Source organism: Aromatoleum evansii (genome assembly GCF_045689615.1).
In the GTDB taxonomy this organism is placed as follows: Bacteria; Pseudomonadota; Gammaproteobacteria; order Burkholderiales; family Rhodocyclaceae; genus Aromatoleum; species Aromatoleum evansii.
On sequence record NZ_CP141259.1, the window covers coordinates 5,292,469 to 5,304,145 of the forward strand.

Sequence of the window (11,677 nt, forward strand, 5' to 3'; positions counted from 1 at the left end):
GCGACGACACCATGATCGGCATCTTCCTCATCACCCACGGCACGCTCGGCGAGGCGCTGATCCAGTGCGCCTGCCACGTGCTGAACAAGCGCCCCGACAACGTCATCCAGCTCGGCCTGTCGGGCCAGGACGATCCGCTGGACATCCTGCCCGAGGCGCGGCGCTTGCTCGCAACGGTCGACAAGGGCCATGGCGTCGTGATACTCACCGATATCTATGGCGCCACCCCCGCAAACGTCGCGCTGAAATTGCTGGAACCAGGGCGCGTCGAAGGCATCGCCGGCGTGAACCTGCCGATGCTGCTGCGGGTGCTGACCTACCGGGAAAGGGACATGAACACGCTCGTCGAACGCGCCATCACCGGCGGCTGCGAGGGCGTGCTGCACATGAAGTGAGAGGGACATGCCGAGAGCGGAAGTCGAAATCATCAACAAGCTGGGCCTGCATGCACGTGCGTCGGCAAAACTGACGCAGCTCGCAAGCAGCTTCGGGGCCGACATCTGGCTCGAGCGCAACGGGCGTCGCGTGAACGCCAAGAGCATCATGGGCGTCATGATGCTCGCCGCCGCGCGCGGCGCGACGATCGCGGTCGAGACCGCAGGCCAGGACGAGGACAAGGCGCTGGAGGCGATCCTCGGCCTGATCGCGGACCGCTTCGGCGAAGGGGAATAAGCCGATGCCCTTCACCATCCACGGGCTCCCCGTCTCGCAGGGCATCGCGATCGGCCACGTGCATCTGGTGTCGCACGCGATGCTGGAGGTGAACCACTACCACGTCGCGGCGAAGTACCTGCCCGAGGAGGTGGAGCGCCTGAACGAGGCGGTGGCGACCGTGCAGGGCGAGCTGGTGGGGCTGAAGGCTGCAGCCACGGCCGGCCAGCCGCACAGCGAGGTCGGCGCCTTCGTCGACCTGCAGCTGATGATGCTGGGCGACCCGATGCTGATCGACGGCGCGCGCACGCTGATCGCCGAACGTCGCTGCAACGCCGAATGGGCACTGGTGCAGCAGATGGAGATGGTGGTCGAGCAGTTCGAGCAGATCGAGGACCCCTACCTGCGCGAGCGCAAGGCCGACGTCGTGCAGGTGATCGAGCGCATCGTGAAGGTGCTGCTGGGCCACCCCGGACACCTGCCGCCGAAGCGTCGCGACGGGCTGGGCACGATCATCGTCGCGCACGACCTGTCGCCGGCCGACACCATCGGATTCCGCGATCACAACATCGGCGGCTTCGTCACCGACGTCGGCGGCCCGACCAGCCACACGGCGATCGTCGCGCGCAGCCTGCGCATCCCGGCGGTCGTGGGCCTGCACCACATCCGCCAGCTCGTCGAGGAGGACGAGCTGCTGATCATCGACGGCACGCGCGGGGTCGTGATCGTTGCGCCCGACGAGCGCATCGTCGAGGAATACCGCCTGCGCCGCAGCGAGCTGGAGCTGGAACGCTCGAAGCTCAACCGCCTGAAGGACACGCCCGCGACGACCCTCGACGGCGAGGACGTCAAGATGCTGGCGAACATCGAGGGGCCCAAGGACCTCAACCAGGTGAAGGCGGTCAATGCCGACGGCGTGGGCCTGTACCGCACCGAGTTCCTGTTCATCGGCCGCGACTCGCTGCCCGACGAGGACGAGCAGTACGAGGCGTATCGCACGGTGCTGAAGTCGCTGGCGGGCAAGCCGGTGACGATCCGCACCTTCGACGTTGGCGCCGACAAGGCGCTGAACGGCGTCAGTGCGCGCTTCGAGCCGAATCCGGCCTTGGGGCTGCGCGCGATCCGCTACTCCCTGGCCGAACCGCAAATGTTCCTGACGCAGCTGCGCGCGCTGCTGCGCGCCTCGGTGCATGGCAAGCTGCGCATCATGATCCCGATGCTCGCGCACGCGCACGAGATCGACCAGTCGCTGCAGCTGATCGCGAAGGCCAAGGCGGAGCTCGACGCGGAGGGGCTGAAGTACGATCCACGCGTCGAGATCGGCGGGATGATCGAGGTGCCGGCGGCGGCGCTGGCGCTGGGGATGTTCATCCGCCGCCTGTCCTTCCTGTCGATCGGCACCAACGACCTGATCCAGTACACGCTGGCGATCGACCGCTCCGACGAGGCGGTCGTGCATCTGTACGACCCGCTGCACCCGGCGGTGCTGAAGCTGATCGCCGGCACGATCCAGGCGGGCGCGCGCTTCGGCCTGCCGGTGTCGGTGTGCGGCGAGATGGCGGGCGACCCGGCCTACACGCTGCTGCTCTTGGGCATGGGACTGCGCAACTTCTCGATGCACCCCGGCCACATCCTCGAGATCAAGCAGCAGGTGCTGCGCGCCGACCTCAATGAGCTGGCGCCGCGCGTGCAGCGCATCCTCAAGATGGACGAGCAGGCGAAGGTGCGGGATGCGGTGATGCGGTTGGCGGGGTGAGGCGTGGCCGTGGGAGCGGCTTCGTGTGGGAGCGGCTTCGTGTGGGAGCGGCTTCGTGTGGGAGCGGCTTCGTGTGGGAGCGGCTTCAGCCGCGAAGCAGCGGTATTGCGGAGTGATCCGCCCATTCGCGGCTGAAGCCGCTCCCACAGGAAACTCCCACAGTACGCGGGCGTTTGACAATTGATCCCGCGCACGCTAATTTTTGTGCCTTAGCGCCGATTTGAACCACAGCTTGCGGGCGCTCAATAAATCCGGCTAAAGCGAGGACGACCCAGTCCGCGTTTCGCAGCCGGCTGGGTTTTTTCGTTTACAAGAACACGACCATGATCCAACCCCAATCCGTCGGAGTCGTCGTCCCGCAGCGGGCGCGGTTCACCGACCCGCTGCCGCTGCGCAGCGGGGGCACGCTGCCCGAATACGAGCTGGTCTACGAGACCTATGGCGAACTGAACGCGGACCGCAGCAACGCGGTGCTCGTGTGTCACGCGCTGTCCGGCTCGCACCATGTCGCCGGCCACTATGCCGACGCGCCTAAGAACATCGGCTGGTGGGACAACCTCGTCGGCCCCGGCAAACCGCTCGACACGCGCAAGTTCTTCGTCATCGGGGTGAACAACCTCGGCGGCTGCCACGGCTCGACCGGGCCGATGTCGATCAACCCGGCCACCGGCGAGCCCTGGGGCGCGGATTTCCCCTTCGTGACGGTGGAGGACTGGGTCGAGGCGCAGGCACGGCTCGCCGACCGGCTCGGCATCACGCGCTTCGCGGCGATCGTCGGCGGCAGCCTGGGCGGCATGCAGGCGCTGTCGTGGACGCTGCAATACCCGGAACGCGTCGCGAACGCCGTGGTGATCGCGTCGGCGCCCAAGCTCACGGCGCAGAACATCGCCTTCAACGAGGTCGCGCGCCAGGCGATCCTGTCCGACCCGGAGTTCCACGGCGGCCACTACTACGCGCATGGCGTGGTGCCGACGCGCGGCCTCAAGCTCGCGCGCATGGTCGGCCACATCACCTATCTTTCCGATGACGCGATGGGCGACAAGTTCGGCCGCAGCCTGCGCCACGGCAAGGCGATCTACAGCTACGACGTGGAGTTCGAGATCGAGTCCTACCTGCGCTACCAGGGCGACAAGTTCGCGGGCTTCTTCGACGCCAACACCTACCTGCTGGCGACCAAGGCGCTGGACTATTTCGATCCGGCCTTCGAGCACGGCGGCAACCTGCCGGCGGCGCTGGCGCGCGCGACGGCGGATTTCCTGGTCGTGTCCTTCAGCACCGACTGGCGCTTCTCGCCCGCGCGGAGCCGAGAGATCGTCTATGCGCTGCTGCACAACCAGCGCAACGTCAGCTACGCGGAGATCGAGAGCGACGCCGGGCACGATTCCTTCCTGCTCGACGAAGCGCAGTACCACGCGCTGCTCACCGCCTACTTCGACCGCATCAAGGTTTAGCCATGTCCTACCGTTACGACTACGAAGTCATCACCCAGTGGATCGCGCCGGGGGAGAAGGTGCTCGACCTCGGCTGCGGCGACGGCAGCCTGCTCAAGCATCTCGCGGAGGTGCGCCAAGTGCAGGGTTACGGCGTCGAGAATGACCCGGACAAGCTGCTCGCATGCACGAGGAACGGCGTCAACGTGATCCAGATGGACATGGAGAAGGGGCTCGCCGGGATCGAGGACGGCTTCTTCGACCACGTGATCATGAGCCTGTCGCTGCAGGCGATGCACAACACGCAGGGCATCCTCGTGGAGATGCTGCGCGTGGCGCGCGAGGCGGTGGTGAGCTTCCCGAACTTCGGCTACTGGCGTCATCGCCAGAGCATCCTCAACGGCCGCATGCCCGTGTCGGAGAGCCTGCCGCACCAGTGGTTCAACACGCCCAACGTGCGCTTCTTCACGATCTCGGACTTCGATGCGCTGTGCGAGATGAACGGCATCGCGGTGCGCGAGCGGCTGGCCTTCGACGAGGGCAAGCTGATTCTGGACGAGCCGAACTTCCTCGCCAGCGTCGCGGTGTACCGGCTCGGCCGCGCGGGCTGAGGGCGCTGCTTTCCCCTGCAGGAGCGGCCCCGGGGTTTGTTTGTGGGAACAGCTTCGGAGTTTTTCTGTGGGAGCGGCTTCAGCCGCGAATTGGCCGTGCAGGGTGCGGCGGCGCCCATTCGCGGCTGAAGCCGCTCCCACAATGCGGGCCCCGGCCAGGGCCGGGGTGCTTTTCAGCCGACGACGAAGTTCGGGACGTCGACCCGTACGGTCGGACGGCCCAGCGCGACGGCGGTGGCGACGGCGAACTGCTTCGCCCAGTCTCCGCCCTGCTTGAAGCGCTCCTCGCCGCCGTATTTGGCGACGTTGAGGATCATGTCGAGCACGAGGATCTTGCCCATCGGGTTCGACGGCGTGCATTCGAGCCGCTCGAACTCGCCCGACAGCCAGGTGCGCGCCTGGTCCTTCGCGAGACCGGCGGCGTCCGCGTCGGACACGATCGTCTCGTATTCGCGCTCGGTGCCGAAAACCACGGTGATATGTTGCGTCATCCCTCTCTCCTCTCCTTTTTGGTGTTTATGCGTTGAACGTGCATTCTCGGGCGAGTCGGGCAGGCAGGCAAGCCCGCGCCGGCACGCGGCCCCGCGGGGCCGGAATGTAAGCCGCTGCTGCGGCCCCGGCGCGCGTTGCGGCAATCTGGGATAATGCGCCGATCCCTCGCCGAAAGCCTCCCGTGTCGCCCATTTCCTCCGCTCCGCCCCCCGCCGGCCCGAGATCGTCCCGTCCTGCCTGGATGGATGCCCTGCTCAACCGCCGGATGCTGATCTGCATCTTCACCGGCTTCTCCTCGGGCCTGCCGCTGTACCTGCTGCTGAACCTGGTGCCGGCCTGGCTAAAGACGGAGGGGCTGTCGCTGAAGGCGATCGGGGCCTTCGCGCTGATCCAGTTCCCCTACACCTGGAAGTTCGTGTGGGCGCCGCTGCTGGACCGCTTCGGCATCCTGCCGTGGCTGGGACGGCGGCGCAGCTGGATGCTGGTGTCGCAGCTGGGGCTGGTCGGTGCCATTGCGTGGCTCGGGCAGCTGTCGCCGACCGAGAACCTGACGCTGGTGGTCGCGCTGACGGCGGCGCTGGCCTTCCTGTCGGCGACGCAGGACATCGTGCTCGATGCCTTCCGGCGCGAGATCCTGCCCGAACTGGAGCTGGGGCTGGGCAACGCGATCCACGTCAATGCGTACCGCGTCGCGGGCCTGGTGCCGGGCTCGCTGTCGCTGATCCTCGCCGACCGCCTGCCGTGGAGCGAGGTGTTCGCGATCACGGCGCTGTTCATGCTGCCGGGGGTGGCGATGACGCTGCTGGCGAAGGAGCCCGCAATCGCGGCCGGGGCGCCGCGCACGCTGCGCGACGCGGTGGTCGAACCCTTCCGCGAATTCTTCGGCCGCCACGGCCTGCACTCGGCGCTGCTGGTGCTGAGCTTCATCTTCTTCTACAAGCTCGGCGATTCGCTGTGCACCGCGCTGGCGACGCCCTTCTACCTCGACATGGGCTTCACCAAGACCGAGATCGGCCTGATCGCGAAGAACGCGGGCCTGTGGCCCTCGGTGATCGGCGGCATCCTCGGCGGCATCTGGATGCTGAAACTGGGCATCAACCGCGCGCTGTGGCTGTTCGGCGTCGTGCAGGTGGTGAGCATCCTGGGCTTCGTGTGGCTCGCGTGGATCGGGCCGGCGCCCTCCGACGCGACGCGCCTCACGGCGCTGGCGATCGTGATCTCGGCCGAGGCCGCCGGCGTGGGCCTGGGCACGACGGCCTTCGTCGCCTACATGGCGCGCACGACGCACCCCGCGTACACGGCGACCCAGCTCGCGCTGTTCACGAGCCTGATGGCGGTGCCGCGCACCTTCATCAACGCCTCGGCCGGCTGGCTGGTCGAGCGCATGGGCTGGTACGAGTTCTTCTGGCTGTGCTTCTTCCTCGCGATTCCGGGGATGCTGCTGCTGATCCGCGTCGCGCCGTGGAACGGCGAGGCCAAGGCGATCGCGGCGGCGCCCGGACGCGCCTGAACCTTCACTCCGCAATGATGACCACGACTACTGCCGATTCCCTGATCGCCGCGGCGCGCGCGCTGTCGGGCACCCTGGATGCGATGCGCTTCGCCGCGCCGGTGAGCCACGTGTACAACCCGCTCGACTATGCGTGGGCGATCCACGAGGACTACCTGCGCCGTTATGCGGCGGGCAGGAAACGCATCGTCTTCCTCGGCATGAACCCGGGCCCCTTCGGCATGGCGCAGACCGGCGTGCCCTTCGGCGAGATCGACACGGTGCGCGACTGGCTGGGCCTCGCGGGGCCGGTCGGCAAGCCGGCGGTGGAGAATCCCAAGCGGCCAGTCGAAGGTTTCGACTGCGCGCGCTCGGAAGTGAGCGGACGGCGCCTGTGGGGCCTGTTCCGCGAGCGCTTCGGCACTGCCGAGGCCTTCTTCGCCGAGCATTTCGTCGCCAACTATTGCCCGCTGGCCTTTTTCGACGGCGGGCGCAACGTGACGCCGGACAAGCTGCCGGCAGCCGAATCGCAACCGCTGCTGGCGGCCTGCGACGAGCACTTGCGCCGCATGATCGACGCGCTCGCGCCGGACTGGGTGATCGGCGTCGGCGCCTGGGCGGAAGCGCGCGCGGCCGCGGCCCTGGACGGACGCGGGCCGCGCATCGGGCGCGTGCTGCACCCCAGCCCCGCGAGCCCGGCGGCGAACCGCGGCTGGTCCGAGGCCGCGAGCCGGCAGCTCGCCGACCTGGGAATCTGGTAACAGGGATAGTCGGCGCGCGGGCTTTCCCGTGGGAGCGGCTTCAGCCGCGAATCGGCGGCAGGAGAGCCCCGCACGGTTGATTCGCGGCTGAAGCCGCTCCCACAGGCGCGCCGGACCGACGCGTCGCGGAAGGCACGGACGGAGGAAAGCGACGATTTCCGCGCCCTTCGCGCATGAGTGCGGGCCTCGTCACCCCTACCGCAACGCCCGTAACAAACCCCTACTGCACGTACGGTATATCCCTCCATACGCAACGGTTAGCTGCAATTTCTTGTTGCATCTCCGGTTTGCGCCCGCTCGTGACGCTGTGACATTTTGATAACCCGTTCGCAAGAAGACCCAGATTTCATAGGGTCCACGAACGGTCCGTCGCAACGCTGTCTCGCAAGCTCACGCTTCAGAGGGGGAGGATACGGTGGCGTCGCATCTCGGCATTCTGTCGGTCCTGCAGGCATTGCGCGAGCGCCTTGCGATCCGCATGGCGGCGCGGCTGGGCGGCAATCCCCAGGTCGAGATCCTTGGTTCGCAGACGCTCGCCGGCAAGCCGCAGGCCAACACCGACACGCTCGGCATCTACCTTCACCGCGTCTCGGTCGACCCTTTCAGCCGTAATCGCCATCTGTCACCGCTGCCCGGGCGCACCCAGCCGCGCCCCGAGCTGCCGGTCAACCTGCACCTGCTGCTGATCGCGTGGTGCACGCACACCGACCAGGAAATCGAATACCTCGCCGCGGCGATCCAGATCCTCGGCGGCGGCTTCATGCTCGAGAGCGCGGACATGAGCCTCGCCGATCCGGACTGGGGCCGCGAGGACGTGGTGCAGGTGCTGCCGGAGGAGATGAGCACCGAGGACCTGATGCGCCTGTGGGACAGCCTGCCGGGCGACTACCGCCTGTCGGCGCCCTACCTGATCAAGACGGTGCGCCTCGCCCCGGACATCGACCGTGACGAAGGGCCGGCGGTCAGGACCCTGGTGTTCCCGATGGACGAGCGCAGCGGAGGCGCGCAGTGATCGTCGAGACCCTCGTCCTGCATGCCAGCGACTTCATCGCGTGGGTGGACGCGAGCGGCGTGCAGGGGGGAGCGAGGCGGCCCGTGCCGGCGCAGAACCTGCGGATCCGGCTGGACAATCCGCCGTCAGATCTCGAACTGGTCCACAAGACCGCGGGCACGATCCTGTGGCGCAAGGTTCCGGCCGAACTGCGGCGCGTGATCGACGGCGCCGCGAGCCCCGCTGACCTCGCGGTGCCAATGGAGGCCGATGAGCCCTTGTATGCCGTGGCGGGCGAGGTGCTCGACCCGGCCGGCCACTTCCTGCCGCGCCGCTTCGCGCTTTCCGCCGGCCGCCGCGCGGAACACGCGCTGCGCCTGTTTCGTTCGCCGTTGGGCACGCGCTTCGGCCGCGCCGGCGGGCTGACCGGCCGCACGACGCTCGAGGACGGCTCGCCCGTGCCCTGGGCGCTGCTGGCGCTGCGGGTGACGCCGCCACTCGCAACACCCTTCGATTTCGTCGCCCAGAGCGATGCCCACGGCGAATTCCGGCTGTCGCTGGAACGGCTGCCGGCACTCACCAAGGATGCCCCGGCGACGACCTACCCCGGGGTGCTCACGGTGCGCGCCGCCGCCGACGGCACCGACCCGGACGCCCTGCCGGCGGCGCGCGTGCGCGGCACCGGCAGCGGCAATGCCGCATTCAAGACCCAGATCACGGTGGACATTGCGCCGGGGCGCATCGCCACCCTGGCGAGCCCCGGACGGGATGCCCTCGTCCTGCAGTTTTCCTGAACCGCTGCTTTCAAGAGCCCCATAGGCACCGAAGGAGAAGCGACATGCCCGAGTACCTTGCCCCAGGCGTCTTCGTCGAGGAGACGAGTTTCCGCAACAAGTCGATCGAGGGCGTCGGGACCAGCGTCGCTGCGCTGGTGGGCCCGACCCGCACCGGCCCGCTGCGCGGCGTACCCGAGGTGCTGACGAGCTACGCCGACTTCGAGCGCATCTTCGGCGACGCGCAGGACCTGGCGATCGGCGCGGGCGGGGCGACGGTGCTCAACCATACGGCGCACGCGGCGCGCGCCTTCTTCGACAACGGCGGCAAGCAGCTCTTCGTCGCGCGCGTCGTGAAGGGCATCAACGCGCTCGCCGCCGACGCGGACGGGGTGTGGCCCAACGCGGCGGTCAAGGGCGACGCAGGCAACACGGTGAAGTTCTTCAGCCGCTTCCCCGGCAAGATGGGCGAATACACACTGGAGCTGCGCTGGCGCGACAGCGAGAACCTGCTGCGCAGCGAGACGCCCAAGACGGCCAGCGCGGACCACCTGTACTTCCTCGAGGCGACCGGCGTGGCGCTCGCCGCGAAGGCCACCGGCGCGATCGCCGACGGGGACTTCCCGGTCGATGTCCGTGCGGTGGTGAAGCTCGACGGCGCGAACCTCGCGATCCAGAGCAACCGCGCCGAGATCGTGTCGATGGCCGATCCGGACAATCCGGCAGCGGTCCCCGCCGCAGAACTCACCGCGCTGGTCGCCGCAAACCTGCCGGCCGACGCCAGGCTCACCCGCATCTTCGCCCGCGCGCCGGCGTCCGGCCCGCTCGCCGCGGGCACCTCCGCCGAACTGCAGCTCGCCGACGTGACGAACATCGCCGCCTTCACCGGGGGCCTCGATTGGGGCGACCTCAAGGTGCTGCGCGGCACGCTGGACGCAGCGGGCGAGACCTTCACGGTCACCGGCAACACGACGCTCAATCCGGGCGTCGCGAATCCGATCACGCTACCCCTCGCGGCGCTCGCCGCGGCGCCGGGCGCGGCGAAGGCGATGATCGTGCTGCGCAGCTTCGACCTCGACGTGCGCAACGGCGGGAAGGACGGCGAGGTGATCCGCACCTATGCCGGCCTCACGACCGCGCCGGACGGCCCGAGCAGCCTCGCCGCGCTGCTGCCGGCCAATCCTGATCGCCGCGCCGAGGCGCTGAGCTCACCGGTCGCCTGCGTGCTCGGCGACGGCGTGACGGGCGATGCGATCCAGACCGCGCTGATCTCGATTTGCGACGCGGGCGCACTGAACCCCGGCGCGAGTTCGCTCGACGAGCCGCGCTATCTCATCGCGCTCGCAAACGGCAGCGACGGCGGCGAGCCCGAAGCGATCGACTACGCCGGCGAGACCGACGAGGTGAAGGGGAGCACCGGCCTGAAGGCGCTGGAGATGGTCGAGGACGTGTCCATCGTGATGACGCCCGCCGCTGCAGCTTCCGACGAGGACCGGCACAAGGCGGTGGTGATGGAGGTGCAGAAGCACTGCCGCCGCATGCGTTACCGCGTCGGCGTCGTCGATGCGCGCTCGGGGCAGAGCATCAGCGAGGTGCGGGCCTTCGCCGGCAACTTCGACGATTCGCGCCTGGCGCTGTACCACCCGTGGGTGGTGATCCCCGACCCGACCGGCTCCCGGCGCGACATCACCGTGCCGCCGGCGGGCTTCATCGCCGGCGTGTATGCGCGCACCGACGTCGATCGCGGCGTACACAAGGCGCCGGCGAACGAGATCGTGATGGGGGCGCTGCGCTTCGAGCAGCAGATCAACGCCTTCCAGCAGGAGCTGCTCAACCCCAACGGCATCAACTGCCTGCGCTCCTTCGCCGGCCGCGGCCACCGGGTGTGGGGCGGGCGCACGCTCTCGAGCGACCCCGAGTGGAAGTACGTGAACGTGCGGCGCTACTTCCTGTACCTCGAGCGCTCGATCGAGAAATCCACGCAGTGGGCGGTGTTCGAGCCGAACGGCGAGGCGCTGTGGGCCAACATCCGCTCGAGCGTGGAGGACTTCCTGTTCAACGAGTGGCGCAACGGGCGCCTCTTGGGCGGCACGCCGAAGGAGGCCTACTTCGTACGCTGCGACCGCTCGACGATGACGCAGAACGACATCGACAACGGCCGCATGGTGTGCCTGGTGGGCGTGGCGGCGCTGAAACCCGCCGAGTTCGTGATCTTCCGCATCGGCCAGAAGACTGCCGACGCCTGAAACTGAGGAGAGACAGTCATGGCCGTTTTTCGTGAAACACCCTATTCGGCGTTCAACTTCCTGGTCGACCTCGAACCCGGCCAGGGCAGCGAGGTTCAGGCGGGCTTCTCCGAGGTGTCGGGGCTCAATGCCGAGGTCACGGTCGCCGAGTACCGCGCCGGCAACGACCGCGTGAACTATGTGCGCAAGGTGCCGGGCATCCACAAGGCGGGCGACGTCACGCTCAAGCGCGGCGTGATCGGCGCGCAGAACCTCTACGAGTGGCTGGAGAAGGGGCGCACCGGCAAGATCTCGGAGGCCAAGCGCGACATCGTCGTGAAGCTGCAGTCCGAGGACCGCGCCGACACCGTCGTGAGCTGGAAGCTGCGCGGCGCGATGCCGATCAAGTGGACCGGGCCGACGCTCACCGCGAAGGGCGGCGGCGACGTCGCGATCGAGGAGCTGGTGCTCTCCGTCGAGACGATCGAGCAGGAGTAA

General features: G+C 68.2%; 12 protein-coding genes. 11 read left to right on the plus strand and 1 reads right to left on the minus strand.

Annotated elements, in window-relative coordinates:
* Positions 1-11: 11 nt before the first annotated feature.
* From U5817_RS24765 to metW, 5 genes are all read left to right on the plus strand, one after another.
* Entirely contained in the window at positions 12-395 is a 384-nt protein-coding gene (locus tag U5817_RS24765) for a PTS sugar transporter subunit IIA (protein ID WP_169125320.1), read from the plus strand.
* A 7-nt stretch (positions 396-402) separates the two neighbouring features.
* On the plus strand, positions 403-672 hold the full coding sequence (locus U5817_RS24770; protein ID WP_169125321.1) for an HPr family phosphocarrier protein: 270 nt from the start codon (positions 403-405) through the stop codon (positions 670-672).
* A gap of 4 nt (positions 673-676) precedes the next feature.
* A complete protein-coding gene (gene ptsP / locus U5817_RS24775) occupies positions 677-2,407 on the plus strand; it encodes a phosphoenolpyruvate--protein phosphotransferase (RefSeq protein ID WP_169125322.1) in 1,731 nt (576 codons plus the stop codon).
* Between the two features lie 323 nt (positions 2,408-2,730).
* Positions 2,731-3,858 (plus strand): homoserine O-acetyltransferase, encoded by a 1,128-nt coding sequence (locus tag U5817_RS24780; protein ID WP_169125323.1) that lies wholly within the window; start codon positions 2,731-2,733, stop codon positions 3,856-3,858.
* 2 nt (positions 3,859-3,860) lie between these two features.
* Entirely contained in the window at positions 3,861-4,448 is a 588-nt protein-coding gene (gene metW / locus U5817_RS24785; RefSeq protein ID WP_169125324.1) for a methionine biosynthesis protein MetW, read from the plus strand.
* Between the two features lie 173 nt (positions 4,449-4,621).
* Here the strand turns inward: metW and U5817_RS24790 are convergent, their stop codons facing one another.
* Positions 4,622-4,939, minus strand: coding sequence for a hypothetical protein (locus tag U5817_RS24790; protein WP_169125325.1), 318 nt, complete (start codon positions 4,937-4,939; stop codon positions 4,622-4,624).
* A gap of 242 nt (positions 4,940-5,181) precedes the next feature.
* Here U5817_RS24790 and U5817_RS24795 point away from each other — a divergent pair, with 242 nt between their 5' ends.
* The 6 genes from U5817_RS24795 to U5817_RS24820 all read left to right on the plus strand — a co-directional run bounded on the left by U5817_RS24795 (position 5,182) and on the right by U5817_RS24820 (position 11,677).
* Positions 5,182-6,450, plus strand: coding sequence for an AmpG family muropeptide MFS transporter (locus tag U5817_RS24795; RefSeq protein WP_169125326.1), 1,269 nt, complete (start codon positions 5,182-5,184; stop codon positions 6,448-6,450).
* A gap of 17 nt (positions 6,451-6,467) precedes the next feature.
* A complete protein-coding gene (locus U5817_RS24800; RefSeq protein ID WP_169125327.1) occupies positions 6,468-7,190 on the plus strand; it encodes a uracil-DNA glycosylase family protein in 723 nt (240 codons plus the stop codon).
* A 415-nt stretch (positions 7,191-7,605) separates the two neighbouring features.
* Entirely contained in the window at positions 7,606-8,202 is a 597-nt protein-coding gene (locus U5817_RS24805) for a DUF4255 domain-containing protein (RefSeq protein ID WP_169125328.1), read from the plus strand.
* Positions 8,199-8,975 (plus strand): hypothetical protein, encoded by a 777-nt coding sequence (locus tag U5817_RS24810; protein WP_407279197.1) that lies wholly within the window; start codon positions 8,199-8,201, stop codon positions 8,973-8,975. The genes U5817_RS24805 and U5817_RS24810 overlap by 4 nt, the downstream gene beginning before the upstream one ends.
* Before the next feature lie 44 nt (positions 8,976-9,019).
* Positions 9,020-11,200, plus strand: a complete 2,181-nt coding sequence (locus U5817_RS24815) for a phage tail sheath family protein (protein ID WP_407279198.1) — start codon at positions 9,020-9,022, stop codon at positions 11,198-11,200.
* An 18-nt stretch (positions 11,201-11,218) separates the two neighbouring features.
* Positions 11,219-11,677, plus strand: coding sequence for a phage tail protein (locus U5817_RS24820; protein WP_018988766.1), 459 nt, complete (start codon positions 11,219-11,221; stop codon positions 11,675-11,677).